The organism is Streptomyces sp. TAA486, assembly GCF_000426165.1.
This window is the reverse complement of the sequence record NZ_KE384504.1, coordinates 308,209-329,842: the sequence shown is the minus strand read 5'-3', so window position 1 is coordinate 329,842 and position 21,634 is coordinate 308,209. Positions and strand designations below refer to the sequence as shown.

General features: G+C 70.7%; 16 protein-coding genes. 11 read left to right on the top strand and 5 right to left on the bottom strand.

Annotated elements, in window-relative coordinates; genetic code table 11:
- The first annotated feature begins 40 nt into the window (after positions 1-40).
- Positions 41-3,247 (top strand): carboxyl transferase domain-containing protein, encoded by a 3,207-nt coding sequence (locus I004_RS0131180; protein ID WP_028438671.1) that lies wholly within the window; start codon positions 41-43, stop codon positions 3,245-3,247.
- Positions 3,248-3,334: 87 nt separating this feature from the next.
- Here I004_RS0131180 and I004_RS37290 read toward each other — a convergent pair whose 3' ends face one another.
- Together I004_RS37290 and I004_RS0131170 are read right to left on the bottom strand one after the other, a co-directional pair.
- Positions 3,335-4,588, bottom strand: a complete 1,254-nt coding sequence (locus I004_RS37290; protein ID WP_051345640.1) for an RNA polymerase sigma factor — start codon at positions 4,586-4,588, stop codon at positions 3,335-3,337.
- Between the two features lie 17 nt (positions 4,589-4,605).
- Entirely contained in the window at positions 4,606-4,962 is a 357-nt protein-coding gene (locus tag I004_RS0131170) for a YciI family protein (RefSeq protein ID WP_028438670.1), read from the bottom strand.
- A 679-nt stretch (positions 4,963-5,641) separates the two neighbouring features.
- Here I004_RS0131170 and I004_RS0131165 point away from each other — a divergent pair.
- From I004_RS0131165 to I004_RS0131150, 4 genes are all read left to right on the top strand, one after another.
- Positions 5,642-6,529 (top strand): choice-of-anchor P family protein, encoded by an 888-nt coding sequence (locus tag I004_RS0131165; RefSeq protein WP_028438669.1) that lies wholly within the window; start codon positions 5,642-5,644, stop codon positions 6,527-6,529.
- Between the two features lie 582 nt (positions 6,530-7,111).
- Positions 7,112-7,501 carry a TraR/DksA family transcriptional regulator gene (locus tag I004_RS0131160; protein WP_078511968.1) on the top strand — a complete coding sequence of 130 codons (390 nt, stop codon included), beginning with the start codon at positions 7,112-7,114 and terminating at the stop codon, positions 7,499-7,501.
- 272 nt (positions 7,502-7,773) lie between these two features.
- Positions 7,774-10,149, top strand: a complete 2,376-nt coding sequence (locus I004_RS0131155; RefSeq protein ID WP_486580744.1) for an ATP-binding SpoIIE family protein phosphatase — start codon at positions 7,774-7,776, stop codon at positions 10,147-10,149.
- A 155-nt stretch (positions 10,150-10,304) separates the two neighbouring features.
- Positions 10,305-10,916 (top strand): dihydrofolate reductase family protein, encoded by a 612-nt coding sequence (locus tag I004_RS0131150; RefSeq protein ID WP_028438666.1) that lies wholly within the window; start codon positions 10,305-10,307, stop codon positions 10,914-10,916.
- Here I004_RS0131150 and I004_RS0131145 read toward each other — a convergent pair.
- Together I004_RS0131145 and I004_RS37285 are read right to left on the bottom strand one after the other, a co-directional pair.
- Positions 10,910-12,220: a winged helix-turn-helix domain-containing protein gene (locus I004_RS0131145; protein ID WP_486580741.1), complete on the bottom strand. Its 1,311-nt coding sequence runs from the start codon at positions 12,218-12,220 to the stop codon at positions 10,910-10,912. The two genes, I004_RS0131150 and I004_RS0131145, sit on opposite strands and share 7 nt — an antisense overlap.
- 462 nt (positions 12,221-12,682) lie before the next feature.
- Positions 12,683-13,612 carry a LysR family transcriptional regulator gene (locus tag I004_RS37285; RefSeq protein WP_078511967.1) on the bottom strand — a complete coding sequence of 310 codons (930 nt, stop codon included), beginning with the start codon at positions 13,610-13,612 and terminating at the stop codon, positions 12,683-12,685.
- Positions 13,613-13,749: 137 nt separating this feature from the next.
- Between I004_RS37285 and I004_RS0131130 the strand changes: the two genes are divergently transcribed.
- The 5 genes from I004_RS0131130 to I004_RS0131110 all read left to right on the top strand — a co-directional run bounded on the left by I004_RS0131130 (position 13,750) and on the right by I004_RS0131110 (position 19,306).
- Positions 13,750-14,907 (top strand): PrpF domain-containing protein, encoded by a 1,158-nt coding sequence (locus tag I004_RS0131130; protein ID WP_028438664.1) that lies wholly within the window; start codon positions 13,750-13,752, stop codon positions 14,905-14,907.
- A gap of 163 nt (positions 14,908-15,070) precedes the next feature.
- Positions 15,071-16,195 carry a type 2 periplasmic-binding domain-containing protein gene (locus I004_RS37280; protein ID WP_037978520.1) on the top strand — a complete coding sequence of 375 codons (1,125 nt, stop codon included), beginning with the start codon at positions 15,071-15,073 and terminating at the stop codon, positions 16,193-16,195.
- A gap of 92 nt (positions 16,196-16,287) precedes the next feature.
- On the top strand, positions 16,288-18,273 hold the full coding sequence (locus tag I004_RS0131120; protein WP_028438663.1) for a tripartite tricarboxylate transporter permease: 1,986 nt from the start codon (positions 16,288-16,290) through the stop codon (positions 18,271-18,273).
- Entirely contained in the window at positions 18,270-18,791 is a 522-nt protein-coding gene (locus I004_RS0131115; protein ID WP_028438662.1) for an AbrB family transcriptional regulator, read from the top strand. The genes I004_RS0131120 and I004_RS0131115 overlap by 4 nt, the downstream gene beginning before the upstream one ends.
- Complete coding sequence (locus tag I004_RS0131110) at positions 18,788-19,306, top strand: AbrB family transcriptional regulator (protein WP_028438661.1); 519 nt, start codon at positions 18,788-18,790, stop codon at positions 19,304-19,306. Before I004_RS0131115 ends, I004_RS0131110 begins: the two co-directional genes overlap by 4 nt.
- Before the next feature lie 5 nt (positions 19,307-19,311).
- On the opposite strand, the gene I004_RS0131105 is transcribed toward I004_RS0131110, so the two are convergent.
- Complete coding sequence (locus I004_RS0131105; protein ID WP_199779498.1) at positions 19,312-20,049, bottom strand: GntR family transcriptional regulator; 738 nt, start codon at positions 20,047-20,049, stop codon at positions 19,312-19,314.
- 99 nt (positions 20,050-20,148) lie between these two features.
- On the opposite strand from I004_RS0131105, the gene tcuA reads away from it, so the two are divergent.
- Positions 20,149-21,630 carry an FAD-dependent tricarballylate dehydrogenase TcuA gene (gene tcuA / locus I004_RS0131100; RefSeq protein WP_028438659.1) on the top strand — a complete coding sequence of 494 codons (1,482 nt, stop codon included), beginning with the start codon at positions 20,149-20,151 and terminating at the stop codon, positions 21,628-21,630.
- Positions 21,631-21,634 lie beyond the last annotated feature (4 nt).

The window sequence follows — 21,634 nt, the reverse complement described above, 5'->3', positions numbered from 1 at the left end:
TGAGCATGACGTCCTCGGAACAGTGCAGCGTGGAGGGCATATGGAACCGGCAGCCGTGCTCGTCGCGAACCGTGGGGAGGCCGCGGTACGGGTGCTGCGCGGCGCGGCCGAGGCCGGGATGCGTACCGTCGCCGTGCACGCGGTCGACGACGCCGACTCGCTCCATGTGCGGCTCGCCGACGAGGCGCACGCGCTGAAGGGTTCGGGCCCCGCCGCGTATCTGGACGTCGACGGGCTTCTGGACGTGGCCGAGCGCGCGGAGTGCCGGTTCGTCCACCCCGGCTGGGGATTCCTCAGCGAGCGGGCCGACTTCGCCCGTCGCTGCGCCGAGCGCGGTCTCACGTTCGTCGGGCCGCCTCCCGAAGTCCTCGACCTGTTGGGCGACAAGGCACGGGCACGCGAACTCGCCGCGGACAGCGGCGTCCCCGTGCTGTCCGGCACCACCGGGCCCACCACGCTGGAGGAGGCCCGAGCCTTCCTGGACGGGCAGGGCCGCGACGGCGCGGTGATGATCAAGGCTCTCTCCGGTGGTGGCGGACGCGGGATGCGCGAGGTGCGCGGCGGCGAAGGGAGCGCGGAAAGGCTCGACGAGGCGTGGAAGCGCTGCGCCTCGGAGGCCCGGCACGCCTTCGGACGCGGCGAGTTGTACGTGGAGAGGCTGCTGACCGGCGCGCGGCACATAGAGGTGCAGATCGCCGGGGACCGCGACGGCGCCGTGGTGCATCTGTGGGAGCGGGACTGCAGCGTCCAGCGGCGGCATCAGAAGCTGATCGAGACCGCGCCCGCGCCCTCACTCGACGAAGGGACGCGGGACCGTCTGCTGGAGGCGTCGCTGGGGATGGCGCGCGCCGCCGGTTACAGCGGCCTTGGCACCTTCGAATTCCTGGTCGAGGGCGGGGAGTTCTACTTCCTGGAGGCCAATCCGCGTCTCCAGGTCGAGCACACCGTCACCGAGGAGATCACCGGACTCGACCTCGTGGCCGTACAACTCGCCCTGGCCGGCGGTGAGTCGCTGGCGGACCTCGGGCTGGGCAGCGCCCCGGCGCCCCGCGGGTACGCGATCCAGGCGCGGGTGAGCGCCGAATCGGCCGGGAAGCTGACCCGCTTCGTGCCTCCTCACGGCCCCGGCGTGCGCGTCGACACCGGCGTCGCCGACGGGCATGAGACCGGTACGGCCTTCGACCCGCTCCTCGCCAAAGTCGTTGTCCGCGCACCCCACTTCACCGCCGCGGCCGAGCGGGCACGCCGCGCGCTGGCGCAGTTCCACGTCGAGGGCGTACGCACGTCCGTGCCCTTGCTGCGCACACTGCTGGACGAGCCCGGATTCCTCACCGGCGACATCGACACCGGGTTCGCCGACCGGCACGTGAGCGGCGGAGCGCCGGATGCGGACGCGGGCATGAACGCGATTGCTGCCGACGGCGCGGGGGCCGCCCGCGCTCCCATGAGCGGCACCGTGATCTCGCTCGATGCCTCTCCAGGGGACGCCGTACGTGCCGGGCAGCAACTCGCCGTCCTCGAAGCGATGAAGATGGAACACGTCGTACAGGCGTCAACTGCCGGAACTGTGCTGGCAGTTCCGGTAGGCGTGGGCGACACCCTGACCGAAGGGCAGCCCGTCGTACTGCTCGACCCGGCCGGCACCGGGGACGACGGCCCCGTACAGGAGCAGGAGACCGACCTCGACCTGGTGCGCGACGACCTCGCCGAGGTCATCGGCCGGCACCGTGTGGGGCAGGACGCCGAACGCCCCGCGGCCGTCGCCGCCCGGCACGAGCGCGGGCGGCGGACCGCGCGCGAGAACCTCGCCGACCTGTGCGACGAGGGCAGCTTCACCGAGTACGGGGCTCTTGCCCTCGCCGCGCAGCGCCGCCGCCGCAGCCTGGACGACCTGATCGCGAACACCCCCGCGGACGGCATGGTCGCCGGCACCTGCACCGTCAACGCGGATCTCTTCGGCCCGCACCGCGCCGACTGCGTCGCCCTCAGCTACGACTACACGGTTCTGGCCGGGACCCAGGGCCATATGAACCACCGCAAGACCGATCGCCTGCTGGAGGCGGCCGAACGCAGGCGCGCCCCCGTGGTGCTCTTCGCGGAGGGTGGCGGCGGCCGTCCCGGCGACACCGACACCACGGCGGTCGCCGGACTCGACGTGGCGACCTTCCACCAGATGGGACGCCTCAGCGGTCTCGTACCGCTGGTCGGCATCGCTTCCGGCTACTGCTTCGCGGGCAACGCCGCGCTGCTGGGCTGCTGCGACGTCGTGATCGCGACTCCCGAGTCCAGCATCGGCATGGGCGGCCCCGCGATGATCGAAGGCGGCGGGCTCGGCCGCTACCGGCCGTCCGAGGTGGGCCCGCTGGACGTGCAGGTCGCGGGCGGCGTCGTCGACATCACCGCCGCCGACGACGCCGACGCCGTCCGTCTCGCCCGCCGCTATCTCGCCTACTTCCAGGGCCCGTTGAGCGACTGGGAGGCGCCCGATCAGCGGCTGCTGCGCCATGTCGTGCCGGAGAACCGTCGCCGTGCCTACGAGATACGGGACGCCATCGAGGGACTGGCCGACACCGGCTCGGTGCTGGAGCTGCGGCGGGGCTTCGGCGCGGGAGCGGTCACCGCACTGATACGGATCGGAGGCCGCCCGATGGGGCTGATCGCCAGCAACCCCGCGCACCTGGGCGGCGCCATCGACAGCGACGCGGCGGACAAGGCGGCCCGCTTCCTCCAACTGTGCGACGCCTTCGGCCTTCCGGTCGTCTCCCTCTGCGACACCCCCGGCTTCATGGTCGGTCCCGACTCCGAACGCACCGCCACCGTCCGGCACTTCTCCCGGCTCTTCGTGACGGGCGCGAATCTCTCCGTCCCGGTCTGCGCGTTGGTACTGCGCAAGGCGTACGGGCTGGGCGCGATGGCGATGCTGGGCGGCTCGACGCGGGCACCGGTCGCCACGGGTGCCTGGCCGAGCGGAGAGATAGGCGCCATGGGCCTGGAGGGTGCCGTCCGGCTCGGGTACCGGCGCGAACTGGAGGCGATCGCCGACCCCGAGGCACGCGAACGCGCCTTCCAGGACCGGGTCGATGAGCTCTACGCCAACGGCAAGGCGCTCAACGCGGCCACGGTCCTGGAGATCGACGACGTCATCGACCCGGCGGACAGCCGCGGTTGGATCACGGCCGCCTTCCGCGACCATGCGGATGCCGCGCCGTGGGACGGCAAGCGCCGCCCGTACGTCGACACTTGGTGAGAGCGCGACACGTGGGCGGGGGCGAAATCCGGTGACGTTCCGGCGGCGCGGCCTCCGTCCGCCCAACTGCCCGAGCGCGACGGTCCCTCAATGCTCCGGTGAATCCCCCGGGTCGCGGGCGCCCTCGCGGGCACGGTCGGCGGCCTGCCGGAGGAAGCCGCGCTCGGCCTGGTTCTCGGTGCGGGCGATCGCCGACTCGTAGGCCCGGGCGGCTTCGTCCCCGCGTCCCAGCCGGCGCAGCAGGTCGGCCCGCACGGCGTGGAACACGTGGTAGCCGTCGAGATCGATGCCCTCCACCAAGTCCAGCGCCTCCTGCGGGCCTTCGACCTCGGCCACCACGACCGCCCGGTTCAGCGCCACGACCGGACCGGGAGCGACCATGCTGAGCTGGTCGTACAGCTGCAGCACCTGCCCCCAGTCGGTGTCCGCCGCCGTCGCCGCGTCACTGTGCACGGCCTGGATCGCCGCCTGGATCTGGTACGGGCCGGGACGGTCGCGGCGCAGGCACCGGCGGACGAGTGCCTGGCCCCCGGCGATGAGTTCGCGGTCCCACAGGCCGCGGTCCTGGTCGGCCAGCAGCACCAGTTCGCCGTCGGGCGTGGTGCGGGCCTCTCTGCGGGACTCGACGAGCAGCATCAGGGCGAGCAGCCCCAGGACCTCGGGCTCGTCGGGCATGAGCTCGGCCAGGAGCCGTCCCAGACGCAGGGCCTCCGCGCACAGGTCCGCGCGCGCCAGGGTCTCGCCGGAGCTTGCGGTGTGGCCTTCGTTGAAGATCAGGTAGACGACGGCCAGCACGCCCTGGAGCCGGTCGGGGAGATCGGCGTCGGCAGGTACGCGGTAGGGGATCCGCGCGTCCCGGATCTTGCCTTTCGCCCGTACGATCCGCTGGGCCATGGCCTGCTCGGACACGAGGAAGGCACGGGCGATCTCCGTGGTGGTGAGCCCGCCCAGCAGCCGCAGTGTCAGCGCGACTCGGGCACCCGGCGCGAGCGCCGGATGGCAGCACGTGAAGATGAGGCTGAGGCGCTCGTCGCGCACGGGACCCTCCTCTGCCGGCTCGTCGCGGGTATGGAGGAGCGCCGCCTCGGCGTGCCGTTCGGCACGGGTCGCTTCCCTGCGGAGGCGGTCGACGGCGCGGTTGCGGGCGGTGGTGATGATCCATCCGGCCGGGCTGGGCGGCAGTCCGTCCGCCGGCCACCGCTGGACCGCCGTCGTGAACGCCTCCTGGACCGCGTCTTCGGCGACGTCGATGTCACCGAAGACGCGGACCAGGACGGCGACCGCGCGCCCGTACTCCTCGCGGAACACCTGCTCGACCGCCGAGGCGGACACCTGAGACATGCCGTGCCTCACTCACGTCACCCGCAGTGCCCGAACTCCATGGGCCTGACCTCGATGGAGAGGGGCTTGAGCACCTGGGCGAACTTGCTGCCCCAGGCCAGGGCGGCGTCCAGATCCTCCGCCTGGATGACGGTGAACCCGCCGAGGTGCTCCTTGCCCTCGACGTACGGGCCATCGGTGGTGAGCACCTCCTCGCCCTCCGCCTGCAGCACGGTCGCCGTGCTCGGCGGGTTCAGACCGCCGGAGAAGACCCAGGCACCGCTCTCCCTCAACTCGGCCTGCAGCGCCTCCATGTCCCGCATGATCGGGTCCAGGACCTCCGGAGGCGGCGGGTCCCCGTCGGGCTGGTAGATGCTGAGCAGGTACTGCTTCATGGTGGGCCTCCTCGTGACGGTGCCGGTCCGGTGCCCGTGGCATCCCGGCTTCTCACTCTCTATACGAACGGCGACCCCCTGGATCGACACACCGGGCGGGAAATTCTCGTGAGGCGGCGGTCCCGTTGCGGGGGACCACCCCGGCGGTGCGGGGGATGTGAATCGGCGGAAGAGCGGGCGGGCGGAATGCAGGCAGGCCGGAGTGGGTGCGGTCGGCACGTGCCGAGTCTTCGAATTCCGGCGGTGCAGTGACGTCGTCGTGCGCTCGAATCCCGGCGCCGCACGTCACGGGACCGGCACGCATCGCGTCGACGAAGCGACATTCTCGCCGGCTCGGCCGATGGACTCCGTTCGTTGACTGGTGGTGGCTCAGTCCTCCACAAGGCGACGGAACAGAGCGGGAGTTGGGGGTACGGAAGGGCGCGCGGCTTCCCGCGAGGTGGAGGAACGAAGGAGGAAATCGGCAGGGGCTGCGCCAGTATCCGGAAGGAGAAAGGAAGGGCCTGGAAGGGGCCTTCGAAATTACTGGCGGCCTTTCACTAAATAGGGTTACCAGGAGTTGCACCCCGATCTCCGGGGCGGCATAGTTCCCCGGACCAAGCCCCGACCGGCCCTGCTGTCCCCCTGGTTCGGCGTCCTCGGCGGCTCCATGTCCCCTGGAAGGTTCCCCTAGTTGATCATGCATGTCTCGAGCCGGCGGGCACGCCGGGCAGCGCTGCTGGGCACCGCCACCATCGTCGTCGGCGGCGCGATGATCTCCGTCCCGGCCCACGCAGCCTCCACGGACGGACACTCCGGATCGACCGGCAAGGCCACTGCCGTCGCGGCCCGCGCCGATCTGAACGTCTCCGTCGTGAACGCCGCCAAGGTTCCGGTCCGGGCCTCCCTCAACTCTGTCAGCGCGCCCCGTGACGCCGACAAGACGCTGCTGACCGCAGAGGTGAACGGCGCCAACAAGGGTCAGCCCGTGCGGCTGGTCGAGGCCGAGGTCGCCCGCTCCGGCGCCAAGGCAGGCGCGCAGCGCTCCGTCGGGCACGTCAAGCTCGCCGGGCTCCGCGCCTTCGCGCCCGGCCTGCCGACCAAGCCGCTGGTGAGCGCCGACCTTCTCACCGCCACCGCCCTGTGCAAGGCGGGCGAGAAGCCCGTCGCCAAGGCCGACCTGGAGAACGTCTCCGTCCTCGGGAAGCCGGTCAAGGTCAACGGACTCGGCAGCCAGAAGGTCGAGTTGCCCGGTGTGGGAACCGTCGACATCGCCCTTGAGGAGACCACCACCAAGGCCGCGTCGGGAGCCGCGACGGCGCTCAAGCTGTCGTACGAGGTGAACCCGGCCAACCTCAACATCGTGAAGGCCGCCGGTGAGATCGTCCTCTCCGAGGCGACCTGCGAGACGCCGAAGGGCGCCGGGGGCAACGAGCCCGGCCCGCAGACCGGTGACGACGACGGCGGCGGCCTCGCGGAGACCGGAGGCAACTCCGCCACCCCGATCATCGCCGGCGTGGGCGCGCTCCTCGTCGTCGGTGGCGGGACGATGTACCTGATCCGTCGCCGCGGCGCCCGGAGCAGCTGACGAACCAGCGGGACCGGCGGTACCGCACGAACCACGTGTTCAGTGAGTCCCTGTGGAGACCGGTCCCCTTCCGACCGAGGCCCATCGCGCCCCTCCCCCGAGGCGCGGTGGGCCTCGGTGTTGCGTGGGGATTGCTGCCCGCCGTTGTCGCTCTCAGCACGTTCTCGATTTCCGGAACGAGACGGGGGAGGGCGAACGCCCCGGCTGCGTACCGGAGTTGTGGCTCGCACGGCGGAAATGAAGCCGTGGCCCCGGACGGTGGGGCCCTCGAAGCCGAATTCGTGCGTGGCAATCGGCGGGGAGATCGGCTTTCCCGTTCGCCGGCGGACGGAACGCCGGAGCAGGCCACGGCTCCCCAGCCGAATTCGCCGCAGACCTGCGTGCCGGACATGCCGTAGCGAAGAGCTCCAGGGGATCTTCGTCGGCTCGGCCACCTTGCCGTCCACGCAGCATCGGAGATACCAGCACCGGGCCGGGAACCTACGGACGGAATCGCGGCCGGAAACGCCGTCAGCGCGGAAACGCCGGTGACAGCTCGTGGCCTGCCGGAATAGCGCGCCGCAGCGACTTGCTTCGGCCCATGTGGAGAAGCGTCCGGAGAACGCCGAGGGAGCCTCGCCGCAGGAGCGGCGGGAGGCCGCAGAGCGGATCGATGAGGCCAGGGCCGGGAACGAGCGGCTGGTTGCTTCGCTGACGCGCCTGTGGGACGGCGTGGTCGAGGCGTCCACGCAGGCCAACATCGACGACGAGCACGATCCCGAGGGGGCGACGGTGGCCTTCGAGCGCGCCCAGCTACGGGACGCGCTCAAGCAGGCACGCTCCGACCTGGAGGATCTCGACAGGGCTGCGCAGCGGCTCCACGCCGGTGAGTACTGGGTCTGCGAGCGCTGCGGAGGCCCCATTCCGGCCGCACGGCTCGCCGCGCGCCCGACGGCCGCCCGCTGTATCGACTGCGCGGGCAAACCCTTCTGACGAGGACGGGTGCGGCCGTCCTCCCTGGTGAGAGCCTCTGCGCGCCGCACGGGCCCGCGGGGGCCGCCTGGCCCGGAGGCTGAGGGAGGGTCGGCCCTTCGGCCCTCGCTCACCAGGCAGGGGCCGGGGCGTGCTGCCGTTGTCGCCCGGTTGGTGCAGGCTGGAAGCAGCGGCCCGGCCCGCCTCACACTCCGCGCCGTGGGAAGAGGGCGGTGATGACGCGGCAAGGAATTGCGGTTTCGCGACGCGATCGGCCCCATGACGGGGACGACGTGACGACCCCTGCCACGGCCGTCCTCGACGAGCAGGGCAAGGTGGCCGCGTGGAGCGAGGGCGCCCGCCGTCTGCTCGGCCATCGCCGCGAGGAGGTCGTCGGACGCGACGGCGCCGAGCTGCTGTCGGAGGACGCCGATCAGCCGGAAGGCCCGGCCCCGGGCAGCCGGACTTGGAGCGGGCACGCCGTACTGCGGCACCGGAACGGCTTCGATGTGCGCGTGGCGCTCCTGGCGCGGCGCCGCGAGACCCCCTTCGGATCCGACTGGCTCGTGGTGCGGGTCGCCGAATCACGGCTGCGCCCGTACCGGGACGACACGTTGATGAGGTGGGGGTTCGGCGAATTCCCCTGCATCCTCGCGATCTTCGACACGAATCTGCTGCTGGTGAGGGCGAACCCCGACATGGAGCGCGCCGTCGGTCTCACCGAGGAGCAGCTGCGGGGCCTGCGTCCCTCGGAGATGCTCTCGTCGCAGCCCCGGCCCGGCAGCGTCGAAGAGGCCATGCACGAGGCCATACGGAAGGACGAACGCCGGCATCTGCGCATGTTCCTGTGGGTGCCGGGCGAGGACCGCGAGCACGCCTGGTCCGTGTGGGTCGCGCCGGCGAAGGACGAGGACGGCCGGCTGCGCGGCGTGTGCTTCACCGCGCAGGACCAGACGGAACAGTACGCGGCACAGCAGCGGCTGCAGCTGCTCAACAAGGCCGGCACCCGCATCGGTACCACCCTGGACATCAGCCGCACCGCGCAGCAGCTCGCGGACGTCGCGGTCCCGGAGTTCGCGGACTTCGCCAGCGTCGACCTGCTCACGTTCCTCGAACGCGGCGAGGAGGCGCCCCCGGGTCCCCGTGCGGGACCCGTCGCCCTGCGCCGTGCCGGGCAGCGGTCCGCGAGGAGCGGGAAGCCGGAGGACCTGGTCGTGCCCGGTGACGTGATCACCTACCCGCAGTTCTCGGCCCTGGTCGAGTCGCTGGACGGCAGAAGGACGACGACCCCTGATGCGAGCCGGGACCTCCTCACCCGGTGGTCGCCCCAGGACCCCGAGCGGGCCGCCCGGCTGCGCTCGCAGGGGATCCACTCCGTGATGGTCGTGCCGATGCGTGCCCGCGGGCTTCTCCTCGGGGTCACCGTCTTCATGCGCCACCGGCACCCGGAGCCGTTCAACGAGGACGACATGCTGCTCGCCGAGGAGCTCACCGCACGTGCGGGGGTGTCCCTCGACAACGCGCGGCGCTACATCGCCGAACGCAGCAGGGCCGAAACCCTCCAACGTGACCTGCTCCCGCAGCGGTTGCCCGAGCTGAGCGCGATCGAGACGGCCGCCCGCTACCTGCCCGCCAGGGAGCAGGCGGGCGTGGGCGGCGACTGGTTCGACGTGATCCCGCTGTCCAGCGCCCGCGTCGCTCTCGTCGTCGGCGACGTCGTGGGGCACGGTCTGCAGGCCTCGGGCGCGATGGCCCGGTTCCGTACGGCCGTACGGGCCCTGGCGGACATGGGGCTTCCCCCTGACGAGCTGCTCACCCGCCTCGACGACATGGTCACGCGCCTGTCGGACGAGGACGGTGCCGCGGGTGCGAAGTACATCGGTGCGACCTGCCTCTACGCCGTGTACGACCCCGTCTCCCGGCTCTGCACCGCAGCATGTGCCGGCCACCCCGTGCCCCTGGTCGTGGGGCCGTCGGGGGAGGCGGAGATCGTCGACCTTCCCACCGGGCCCCCACTGGGCATCGGCGGCATGCCCTTCGAAGCGTCCGAGAGTGAACTGCCGGAGGGCAGCGTGCTGGCCTTCTACACCAACGGCCTGATCGAGACGCGTGACCGGGACATCGACGAAGGGATCGAACTGTTCCGCCAGACTCTGGCCGGGACGCCCCCGTCGCTGGAGGCGGCGTGCAACCACGTCGTCGCGACCTTGCTCCGCGATCCTCCGCGGGACGACGCCGCGCTTCTCCTCGCCCGCACCCGCGCCCTGAGCCCGGAGCAGGTGGCCACCTGGGAGCTCCCGGCGGACCCCGCGGTCGTCGCGCGGATCCGCGGAGACGTCGAAAGCCAGCTCAGCCGGTGGGACCTGGACGACCTGGCGTTCAGCACCGAGGTGGTGGTCAGCGAGCTGGTCACCAACGCGATCCGCTACGGCCAGTCGCCGATCCAGCTGAGGCTGATCCACGACCGGGAACTGATCTGCGAGGTCTCCGACGCCGGCATCGCGGCCCCGCACCTGCGTCCGGCCAACCTCATGGACGAGGGCGGACGCGGCCTGCTCCTCGTCGCGCAGCTGTGCAGGCGCTGGGGCGTGCGGTACGGCCCGCAGGGCAAGACGATCTGGGCGGAACAGAGTTCACCGGCCGACCATCCGACCCCACTGGGGATGTGACGGGCGGTCGGCGATGGCAGCGACTGTGGTGACGGCGGCGAAGGACCGGGCACTGACGTCGGCTCCTGCGCGGTGCGCGCCGCTCCGATGAGTTTTCAGCGGCCGGCTCGTCTGCCTGGGGGAGGCGTCACCGACAAGCCGTCCCGGAGGACATCATGAGGAAGATCACCGCTGGGTTGTTCATCTCGCTGGACGGAGTGGTGGAGGCCCCCGACCAGTGGCACTTCCCGTACTTCAACGACGAGATGGGCGCCGCCGTCGACGCGACCCTGGGTTCGGCCGACACCGTCCTCCTCGGCCGCAGGACGTACGACAGCTTCGCCGGGGCGTGGCCGGAGCGTGAGGCGGCGGGCGGTGAGGACTCCGGCTTCGCCAAGAAGCTCGGCGACGCACGCAAGATCGTCGTCTCGAACCAGCAACTCGCTTTCACCTGGCGGAACTCGGAGCAGCTGACGGGCGAATTCGCCGAGGCCGTCACGGCGTTGAAGAACGAGCCGGGCGGGAACATCGCCATGAGCGGGTCCGTCTCCGTCGTCCGCCAACTGCTCGCCGCCGGGCTGCTCGACGAGTTGCACCTTCTCGTGCACCCGATCGCGGTCCGCAAGGGCATGCGCCTCTTCGACGAGGGTGAGACCGCGATCCCCTTGCGACTGATCTCGTCGGAGGCGTTCCGGACCGGCGTGCTGAACCTTGTCTACGCCCCGGACGCGACGGTCGGCGACGCCACGTACGACGACGCCAAGGAGCACCTGCCCCAGGGCTACTGAACTGGCCCGGTGGTGTGGGTGCGGGGAGGTTCCTGAGGGGTGGTGACCGCCTTCGCCAGCTTCCCGGCGAGGTCGCCCTTCCTGGCCACCGAGACGTGTTCGAGGCCGAGCCAGCGGGCGAGCAGCCGCAGTTCGTCCGCCAGTTCCAGAGCCACCGCGCCGAGATCGGCCCCCGGCTCGGCGAACGCACCGAGCACCCGCAGGACCCCCGCACCGCGGTCCCTCTTGACGTCGATCCGTGCCACAAGAGCGTCGCCGAGGAGGAACGGAAGCACGTAGTAACCGTGGACCCGCTTGGCCGCCGGGGTGTAGAGCTCGATCCGGTGGCGGAAGTCGAAGAGCCGTTCGGTGCGTGACCGCGACCAGACCAGCGGGTCGAAGGGCGTCAGCAGGGCGCGTGCTTCGCGCACAGGCGTGGGAAGCCGTCCCGCCGTGACGTAGGCAGGGGCACTCCAGCCCTCGACCCGGGTCGGGGTGAGGAGGCCGGCCTCGACCAGTTCGGCCAGGCGCGCCTTGGACTCCTTCCGCGGCAGGCGGAAGTAGTCGCCGAGGTCGGGCTCGGTCGCGACGCCGAGGCGTGCCGCTGCGATCAGCAGCAGCTGCCGCTGCGCCTCGTCTTCGGCCGGGGTCGGGGCGTCGAGGACGCCCTTCGGCAACACCCGCTCGGGAAGGTCGTAGCGGCGCTCGAAGCGGACACGATGGTCGGCGCAGACGAGGCCGGCGAAGAAGAGGTAGTCGAGCGCGATCTTGGCCTCGCTCCAGTTGTACCAGGGGTTTTTGGGCTTGCGCACCGGAGCGGCGAGCTCGGCGGCACGGATCGGCCCCCGCTCGCGCACAGTGCGCAGAACCGACTGGAGCAGTTCGGGCTTCTCCGCGGCCAGGAGGCGGGCCGGCTTCTCGGTGAGCGTTTCCGCCCGCGCCATCCGCCAGCGCAGCAGCGGCTGCATGTCGACCGGCAGCAGCGAAGCTTCGTGTCCCCAGTACTCGAACAGGCTGCGGTCGCTGCCGGCTCGCGGTGCGGGTCCGGCGGCGTCAGCATGTGAGGCCAGGCGGTCGAGGATGGTCCGCGAGTAGGGGCCGAGCCGGGAGAAGAGCGGCATGTAATGAGCGCGGCAAAGGACGTTGACCGAGTCCAGCTGCAGCAGGCCGACTTCGTCGATCCCACGCCGCAGGCGTCGGGCGTCGACCCGGCCGTTGGGCCGCGGTCGGCCCAGGCCCTGCGCTGCGAGTGCGACGCCTCGCGCCTCCGCCGCACTCAGCTCGATCTCGGCGCCGAGGCTCACCGTCCTTGTTCCGGCGCTCACGTTGATCGCCTCCTACCTTTCGATGGCGCCGGAGGAGACGCACACCGGTCTTCGTGGACGGTTCGAGGATGTCCCACTCGTGGTAGAACCTTCGACGACCGCCCGGAGTGTGCCCGTCAGGCGTGTGCAAGCGTAGCCCCCTCCTCGGCCGGGTCGGGTGCAGCGTCAGGTGGTGGACCTGCGGAAGCCGTGGCGGTGGCCGGTTCGGCGGCGCCCGTGACGTGCAGGATTCAGGGAGCGCAGGTTGGGGAGCGCGGCGACGTGAACGCCGACTGGCTCACCGTCTTCCAGCTGCCTGCCTACGCGCCGGACCTGAACCGCCTGATCACGGGTGGCTGACCGGCATCACGCGTTCACGTTTCATGGCGTCCTCTCCCGAAGTCCTCCCGCTCTGCCGGGAGTTCGGCTGCGCGTGCGCGCACCTCAGCCGGTCACCGGAGACCCGCCGTCGGCGACCGCGGATCACGAAGCCGGAGCCTCGCGGTTCCAGCCGCCCTCCCGTACCACCTGCCGCAGGATCCTCGCCATCGCCGTCCCCACCGGGGACGGCGCACGGTCGGCGGAGTGGGCGAGCATGATCCGTCGCGACGGTGCCTGGCCGCCGAGTTCGAGGACGCGCACGTCCTCGCGCACTCCGCTCAAGGCCAGTTGAGGCACGAGCGCGACGCCGAGGCCCGCGGCGACCATCGCCTGGGCCTCCTGGTAGTCGTGCGCCTCGAAGGCGACGGCGGGTTCGTAACCGGCCGACTGGCATGTCCTCAGCAGCACCTCGACCACGGGATGGTGGTCGGCCCGCGTGATCCACCGCTCCTCGGCGAGCTCGTCCACGCCGACGGCGTCCCGGTCGGCCAGGCGATGGCTGCGCGAGACGACCAGCCGCGTCGGGTCGGCGAGCAGCTCGTGGACGCTGAGGCCCTGCTCGTCCAGCCGGGACCACTCGTAGTCCCAGAGAACGGCCATCTCGATCTCCCGCGAGTGGAGCAGGTCGAGCAGCCCGGTGAGGCGGGCGCTGCGCACGGAGAGCGAGACGTCCGGGTGGCGTGAAGTGAAGCTCGTGATCGCGAAGGGCAGCAGCGAGGCGCCGAAGGTGGGGAAGGTGCCGAGCCGCAGCGTGCCCGCACGCGCGCCGCGGATGTCCTCCAACTGCTCGCGCAGCGCGGCCAGTTCACGTTCGATTCCGGCGACGTGCTCGACCACCGCACGCCCGGCGTCGGTGAGGTCCACCCCTTTGGCATGACGGGCGAGGACGCGGAGGCCCAGTTCGGTCTCCAGTTTGCGGATCTGCTGGGAGACGGCGGAGGGCGTGTAGGCGAGCCGGTCGGCGGCGGCGGTCATCGATCCGTACCGTGCGACCGCGGCCAGCAGCCTCGACCGTCCGATGTCGACATGCACGGGACGGGACTTTAGCAAAAGTTAAGCCTGCGTGGAGAGATGGGAGATGGTGTTCAAGCCGCACCTGTAGCAGGGTGTCTCCCACTTGGCGTACAGATTGCATGCAACTTGCATGGCGAAGGGGAGGCGGGCGAACGATGCAGGTACCGGCGGTACTGATGCGGGGCGGGACCAGCCGGGGACTGTTCTTCCACGAGTCGGACCTTCCCGCCGACCCGGAGCTGCGCGACCGGTTCATCCTGGCCGCGTACGGCAGCCCCGATCCGTACCGCAGGCAGGTCGACGGTGTCGGCGGAGCCACCTCCGCCACCAGCAAGGTGGCGATCATCGCCGACGGGACCCACCTCGGCGTCGACGTGACGTACGAGTTCGGGCAGGTCTCGATCGACCAGCCGTTGGTGGACAGGACGGGCACCTGCGGAAACATGTCCGCCGCCGTCGGGATCTTCGCCGTCGACGAGGGGCTGGTGCCGGCGACGGACCCCGTCACGCAGGTGAAGTTCCTCAACATCAACACCGGCAAGGCGGTCACCGCCCACGTGCCCACCCGCGACGGCCGGTTCGATCCGACGGGCGACTTCGCGATGCCCGGTGTCCCCGGGACGGGCTCCAGCATCCGGCTCGACTACCTGCACCCCGGCGGCGCCGTCACCGGCTCGCTGCTGCCCACGGGGCAGACGGTCGACAAGGTGGACGTTCCCGGCATCGGGACCGTCGAGATGTCCATCGTCGACGCTGCCAACCCGCTGCTGTTCGTCAGGTGGGAGGCCCTCGGCCTGACAGGCAGGGAACTCCCCGACGAGATCGACTCCGACCACGAACTACTCGCCCGGCTCGAACTCGTCCGCGCCTCCGCGGGCGTGCACATCGGGACGGCGTCATCCGCCGAGGACGCGACGAAGCGGACGCCCTCGGTCCCGAAGCTGGCCCTCGTCGGACCGCCGTGCGACTATCCCCTGCCGGACGGCACCGTGCAGAGTCACACGGGCCAGACGCTGAGGGCGTCGATGATGTCGATGGGCAGGCTCCACCGGTCCTACGCGCTCAGCGGAGCCATCTGCACCGCCGTCGCCGTGGCGATCCCCGGGACCCTCGTCTCCCAGGTCGCCCGGGCCGGTTCCCCTGACGACGAGATCCGAATAGCTCATCCCTCGGGCGTGCTTCCGATGACGGCCCAGGTCGAACGCAGCGGCGACGGATGGGCCGTGCCCGTCGTCTCCGGCTACCGCACGGGACGGCGGCTCATGGCCGGAGAGGTCCTCGTGCCCGACGCGAGGGTCGCCTCTCCCGCGTAGCGGTCCCGAACCCGCATCCCGATCCCCGATCCGCGAGCACGAATCCCGTATCCCCGAGTCCTTGATCCCCGAGCCCCCGATCCGACGAAGACAAGCTCAGCAGCCAGGTGGACGCCTGCCGCAGGTCAGCCAGGACACGTCACCGCTCAAAGGAGGACCCTCGATGAGCCGCAAACCGATGGCACGAATACGCGTAACCGTGGTGGTGGCCGCGGCCGGCCTCGGGCTCGGAGCCTGCGGCAACCCCCAAGGCGTCGGGGACGACGGCAAGACCGACGCGGGGGCGAAGGTCCCGTCACGCGTCGAGATGGTCATCCCCTACGACGAGGGCGGCGGCACCGACACCTGGGCGCGCTTCCTCGCGCCGTATCTGAAGAAGCACACCGCCGGCGGCCCGACGTTCCTGCCGGAGAACAAGCCGGGCGGCGAGAGCATCACCGGCTCCAACGAGTTCGTGCGCTCGGGCGGAACCGACGGCAAGGAGGTCCTGGTCACCTCCGGGACCACCTACTACCAGGCGCTGCTGAAGCGTCCCGAGGTCGAGTTCGACTTCTCCAAGATGCGGCCGCTGATCATGAACGGCTCGGGCGGCGTCATCTACACCTCTCCGAAGTCCGGCATCAAGAGCGCGAAGGATCTGGTGAAGTCCAAGAAGAAGCTCAAGTACGGCGGCATCAGTGCCACCGGTCTCGACATGACGATGCTGCAGGCGATGGACGTGCTGAAGAAGCCCGTCGACGCCACGTTCGGTTTCGAGGGACGTGAGACGGCGCTGCTGGCCTACCAGCGCGGCGAGGTCGACATCGACTACCAGACCACGTCCGCCTACAAGACCCAGGTGGAGCCGCTGGTCAAGAAGGACAAGGCCGTTCCGCTGATGTCCTTCGGCGTCATCAAGGACGGGAAGGTCGTCCGCGACCCGAACGTGCCCGACCTGCCGACGGTCGAGGAGTTCTACAAGAAGATGTACGGCAAGAAGCCGTCCGGGTCCGCCTACGACTCGTACAGGGCCTTCCTCGTCCCCGGCTGCACGTACCAGAAGGGCCTGTGGGCGAACGAGGACACCCCCGACTCGATCGTGAAGGCCTACTGGAGCTCGGTCGACAAGCTCAAGAAGGACAAGGAGTTTGCCGAGAAGAGCGGCGACGTGCTCGGCGGCTACCCCCTCTACTCCGGTGAGAAGGGGGAGAAGCAGATCCAGAAGGCGTTCGAGATCGACCCCTCCGCCCGCAAGTACGCCCTCGACATGCTCGAGCGCGAGTACGGCGAGAAGCTCGGCGGAACCTGACCGGCCCGTCCCCGGGGGCGCCTTCGCACGGCGGCGCCCCCGGTGCGGTGTCCCGGAGCGAATGTGAAGCAGCACCCCGAAAGGCTTGATCGATGCTAGACGCCGCGTTCAGCGCGCTGGGCAACCTCTTCGCCCTGTCGAACTTGATATTCCTGCTGCTGGGAGTCGGCTCCGGCCTGGTCATCGGCATGATCCCCGGACTCGGCGGCACGGGTGCGGTGGCGATGCTGCTGCCGTTCGTCTTCGCGCTGGAGCCGACGCAGGCGCTGGCCCTCATCATCGGCGCGGTCGCCGTCGTCCACACCTCCGACACCATCGCCTCGGTGCTGCTGGGCATACCCGGGTCCGCCTCCGCGAGTGTGCTGATGCTCGACGGACATCAGATGGCGAAGAAGGGTCAGGGCGCGCGGGCGCTGTCGATCGCCTTCATGTCGTCGATGATCGGCGGGCTCCTCGGCGCTCTCGGGCTGACGCTCTCGATACCCGTCGCCCGCCCGCTGGTTCTCAGCTTCGGCGCGCCCGAACTGTTCATGCTGACGCTGCTCGGCGTATCGCTGACCGCGGTGCTCTCGCGCGGGAACATGGTCAAAGGGCTGCTCGCCGGCGCGTTCGGACTGCTGCTCGGGGGGATCGGCGCGGCACCGGCGGCGGCCGACTACCGGTTCACTTTCGGCTCGCTGTTCCTCTCCGAGGGCCTCGACCTCGTCGCCGTGGCTCTGGGCATCTTCGGCATCGCCGAGATCGTCACGCTGGTCGGCACCCGTTCCAGCGTCGCCACCGGGTCCGGACTCGGCAGCGGCTGGCGGACGGGCCTGCGCGACGTGCTGCACCACTGGCGCCACGTCATACGCGGAGCCCTCGTGGGGATGTGGGCCGGTGTCCTGCCGGGACTGGGCGCCACCGCGGGGACGTGGATGGCGTACGGTCAGGCGAGGGCGACCACCCGCAAGGAGACCAAGAAGACCTTCGGCAAGGGGGATCCCCGCGGGATCATCGCGCCGGAGAGCGCCAACAACTCCGTCGAGGCCGGGGACCTGATCCCCACGCTGCTGTTCGGGATTCCCGGAGGCGCTCCGGCGGCCCTGCTCCTGGGCGCCCTGCTGGCCTTCAACATCGAGCCGGGTCCGGCGATCATCACCAAGGACCTCGACATCGTCTACACGATCATCTGGTCCTTCGCGCTGGCCAGCATCCTCGGGGCGGCGGCCTGCTTCCTGCTGAGCCGTCCGCTGGCGAAGCTCAGCTTCGTGCGGTTCCCGGTGCTGGCCGGCGGGCTCATCGTCGTACTGTTCACCGCCGGCTTCCAGGAGTCCGAGCAGATCGCGCTGCTCCAGGTCATGCTCCTGCTCGGCGCCCTCGGGTGGGTCATGAAGGTGTGCGGCATCCCACGGGCGCCGTTCCTGATCGGCTTCGTGCTGAGCCTGCCGATGGAGCGCTACTACTTCCTCACCGCGAACCTCTACAAGTTCGACCAGTGGGTCGTGCGCCCCTGGGTCCTGATCCTTCTCGGCGTGCTCGTCGTGCCGACCGTCTTCTCCCTGGTGAAGAAGCTCCGCTCCCGCCGCGACGAGGAGGCGGCCGACGAGCCGGACGACGAGGTGGGCGAGGGGCCGCAGCCGCCGAGGATCTGGGGCGTCGTGGTCCCGGCCGCCTTCCTCGCGGTCTTCGTCGCGGCGTTCGTGATCTCCCGCGGTTACAGCAGCCAGGCGCGGCTCGTGCCGGGGCTGGTGACGGTGGTCGGAGCCGCGATGGCCGCGACGGCACTCGTCATCGGCATCCTCGCGCTGCGGCGGGCCGGGGCGCGGGAGGAGTCCGAGCGTGAGGCGTGGGTCGTCGAATGGCGCGCCGTGCTGCGCTCGTTCGGATGGCTCGTCGTGTTCATCGCGCTCACCTACGTCCTCGGCGTGCTTCTCGCGGCGCTGGTGTTCCTGCCGCTGTTCCTGCGCCGGGTGGCAGAGATGAGCTGGCGCACCATCGCCGTCTACACCGTGTGCACGGTCGCGGCGCTCGGCGCCCTGGCGGCCTTCGCGGACATCGCCCTGCCCATCGGCTATCTCACGCCGGTCGGGCTGCTGTGAGCGAGGCGTCGCCCTCCTTCCCCCGTGCTGCGGTCGGACTGCTGGCCGGGGCGGCCGGCGGGCTGCTGCTCACATGGCTGCGGGTACCGGCCGGGACGCTGGTGGGTGCCGTGCTCGGGAGCGCGGTGGCCGGCGGCGTCGTGAACGCGCGGCGGCATCCGGTGCAGCGCTGGGTGCGTACGGCCGGGCTGGTGCTGATCGGCTGTGTCTCGGCGGCACGGCTCGACGGGGAGAGCCTGGAGATGATGGGGCGCATCGCGCTTCCCGTCCTGGGGGCCGTGCTGCTGCTGCTCGTCCTCAATGCCGTGCTGGCGCGCTGGCTGATCCTGCGTCACGGGCTCGACCCGACGACGGCGGTTCTCGCCTGTGCGCCGGGCGGGCTGAGTGAACTTGCCGTACTCGCGGTCAAGGAGCGGGCGGACGTCCCGACCGTCACCGTCATCCACCTCGTCCGCGTGCTGCTGGTCGTCCTGGTGGCACTGCCGGCGCTCGTCTTCGTCCTGGGCCGATCGGCATGACGGGCGCACCGGGCCTGGTGCTGCTGCTCGGGCTCGCCGGCGCCGGGGCAGGGCTCGGCCGGATGCTGCGTCTGCCGATGTGGCCGGTCACGGGCTCGATCCTGGGGGCGGCGACGGCTCCGCTGGTCGGGCTGGGCGGCGTCGTACCGCCCGGGTGGTGGTCGGTGACCGGCCAGTTGCTGGTCGGTTCGGGTGTCGGCTCCATGGTGGGACGAGGCTTCTTCGCCTCCGTGCGGCGCGTCAGCGGGCCCGGGGCCCTCGTTGTGCTGCTGATCGTCGCCGTGGGAGCCGGTGCGGGGGCGGCACTCGCGGCGAGCGGCGCGCTCGAACCCGTGCCGGCGCTGCTGGGCTCCGTCCCGGGTGGCGTCGGGGAGATGGTCGCCGCGACGGCGGGGCTGGGCGGCGACAGCGGACTGGTCGCCGGGATGCATCTGATCCGGTTGGTCGTCGTGCTCTCGGCGCTGCCCTTGCTGCTGCGGTGGGCCCGCCGCCGGTACGGCCGGAGCGGAGTATGACGGCGTCAGCCGCCCAGCAGCACGGCGAGCCGGATCTCACGGGCGCGCCGCATATGGGCCCTGGCCTCCGCCTCGGCCGCCTCGCCGTCGCGTTCCTTAACCGCGCGGGCGACCGCCTCGTGTTCGGCCAGGACCTCCTCGGGCCGGCCCGGATGCACGAGGGTCGTCGCCGGGAGCCGCCGCACGGCGTGCTCGACCTGGTTGAGGAACCTCTCCAGGTACGGGTTGGCTGCGCCGGTGCGCAGTGCCCTGTGCCAGGCGAGGTTGAGCTTGGACAGGCCGGTGACGTCACCGCGCTCGGCGGCTTCCCGCATGCTCGCGTTGATCTCGTCGAGCTGGTCGACCAGTCCCTCCGGACACCGCACGGCCGCCAGCCGGGCGGCGAGCCCTTCGAGGTCCTCGCGGACGACGTAGAGAGCGAGCACGTCCTCCAGCGACAGGGCGGCGACCATCGCGCCGTGGTGGGCGGTCTTGACGACCAGGCCCTCGTCGGCGAGCCGCTTCAGCGCCTCACGGACCGGGGTGCGGCTGACCTTGAAGGCAGCCGCGAGTTCGCTCTCACGCAGCCACGTGGACGGGGAGAGGACGCCGTCCAGGATCGCCTCTCGCATGGCGCCCGTGACGTCGTCGGTCGTGCGGCCCCGTACCGCTGCCCCCTGGTGCAGGTAAGCGCGAAGGCGCTCCACCGACTCCTCTGACTGACTCGTGATGCCGCTGGTCGTAGGTGCTTTGTCCTCCTGCACGGAGTGAACCGTACGGGAGTGGTCAGATCGTCCGCAAGTTGCGTACAATTCTGAGTCGATTGCATGCAATTTGAATGTGACAAGGATGCGGGAGTGGGCATGGCAAGTCGGCGAGTCATCGTTGTCGGAGCGGGAAACGCGGCGCTGTGCGCGGCGTTGGCCGCGCGGGAGCAGGGCGCGGAGGTCCTGGTCCTGGAGCGGGCGCCGAAGAAGGTGCGCGGCGGCAACACCGCGTTCACCGCCGGTGCCATGCGCGTCGTCTACTCCGGCGTCGAGGATCTGAAGAAGCTGATGCCCGACCTGACCCCGGAGGAGATCGACAGCACCGACTTCGGGAGCTACACCGCCGAGGCGTATCTCGACGACCTGGCCCGCGTCACCGAGTACCGGACCGACCCCGAACTCGCCTCCACCCTGGTGGAGAAGAGCCTGCCGACCCTGCTGTGGATGTCGGAGAAGGGCGTGCGCTTCGTGCCGATCTACGGGCGGCAGGCCTTCAAGGTGGGCGGACGCTTCACCTTCTGGGGAGGCCTGACCGTCGAGGCGTCCGGCGGTGGAATGGGTCTCGTCGAGGCCCTGACGCGCGCGGCGGAACGGGCGGGGATACGCATCGAATACGGGGCGCGTGCCCTCGGACTGCTCCAGGACGACGGCGGCGCAGTCCAGGGTGTGAGCCTGCGTCAGGACGGCCGGACGCGTGAGGAGCGTGCCGACGCGGTGGTGCTGGCCAGCGGTGGCTTCCAGTCCAGCCCCGAGATGCGCGCCCGTTACCTGGGCCCCGGCTGGGACCTCGCCAAGGTACGGGGAACGATGTACAACACCGGCGACGGTCTGCGGATGGCGCTGCGCGCGGGGGCGAGCCCCGCGGGGAACTGGTCCGGCTGCCACGCCGTCGGCTGGGACCGCAACGCCCCCGAGTTCGGTGACCTGGCGGTCGGCGACAGCTTCCAGAAGCACAGCTATCCCTGGGGCGTCATGGTCAACGGCCGCGGCCGGCGGTTCGTCGACGAGGGCGCCGACTTCCGCAACTACACCTACGCCAAGTACGGCCGCGTGATCCTGGAACAGCCCGGCCAGTTCGCCTGGCAGGTCTTCGACCAGAAGGTCACGCACCTGCTCCGCGACGAGTACCGGATCCGCCAGATCACCAAGGTGACCGCGCCGACCCTGGAGAAGCTGGCCGAGAAGATGGACGGGGTGGACCCGGCCGGGTTCGTGGCGGAGATGGCGGCCTACAACGCGGCCGTCGACACCGGCACGCCGTTCAATCCGAACGTTCGGGACGGCCGCGGCACGACGGGCCTCGCCGTCGACAAGACCAACTGGGCGAACACAGTGGACGAGGGGCCGTTCGAGGCGTACGCGGTGACGTGCGGCATCACCTTCACGTTCGGCGGCGTGCGCATCGTTCCCGACACCGCGCAGGTCCTGGACACCGACATGAATCCGATCTCCGGTCTCTTCGCCGCGGGGGAACTGGTCGGCGGGCTCTTCTACTTCAACTACCCCGGTGGCACCGGCCTGACGAACGGGTCGGTCTTCGGGCGCATGGCCGGGAGCTCGGCCGGACGGGCGGAGTGACGCC

Excerpts from the sequence above, each read along its gene's own strand:
- I004_RS37280 (WP_037978520.1), top strand. The coding sequence starts at position 15,071 with ATGAGCCGCAAACCGATGGCACGAATACGCGTAACCGTGGTGGTGGCC.
- I004_RS37290 (WP_051345640.1), bottom strand. The coding sequence starts at position 4,588 with ATGTCTCAGGTGTCCGCCTCGGCGGTCGAGCAGGTGTTCCGCGAGGAG.
- I004_RS0131110 (WP_028438661.1), top strand. The coding sequence starts at position 18,788 with ATGACGGGCGCACCGGGCCTGGTGCTGCTGCTCGGGCTCGCCGGCGCC.
- tcuA (WP_028438659.1), top strand. The coding sequence starts at position 20,149 with ATGGCAAGTCGGCGAGTCATCGTTGTCGGAGCGGGAAACGCGGCGCTG.
- I004_RS0131150 (WP_028438666.1), top strand. The coding sequence starts at position 10,305 with ATGAGGAAGATCACCGCTGGGTTGTTCATCTCGCTGGACGGAGTGGTG.
- I004_RS0131120 (WP_028438663.1), top strand. The coding sequence starts at position 16,288 with ATGCTAGACGCCGCGTTCAGCGCGCTGGGCAACCTCTTCGCCCTGTCG.
- I004_RS0131170 (WP_028438670.1), bottom strand. The coding sequence starts at position 4,962 with ATGAAGCAGTACCTGCTCAGCATCTACCAGCCCGACGGGGACCCGCCG.
- I004_RS0131165 (WP_028438669.1), top strand. The coding sequence starts at position 5,642 with ATGCATGTCTCGAGCCGGCGGGCACGCCGGGCAGCGCTGCTGGGCACC.
- I004_RS0131130 (WP_028438664.1), top strand. The coding sequence starts at position 13,750 with ATGCAGGTACCGGCGGTACTGATGCGGGGCGGGACCAGCCGGGGACTG.
- I004_RS0131180 (WP_028438671.1), top strand. The coding sequence starts at position 41 with ATGGAACCGGCAGCCGTGCTCGTCGCGAACCGTGGGGAGGCCGCGGTA.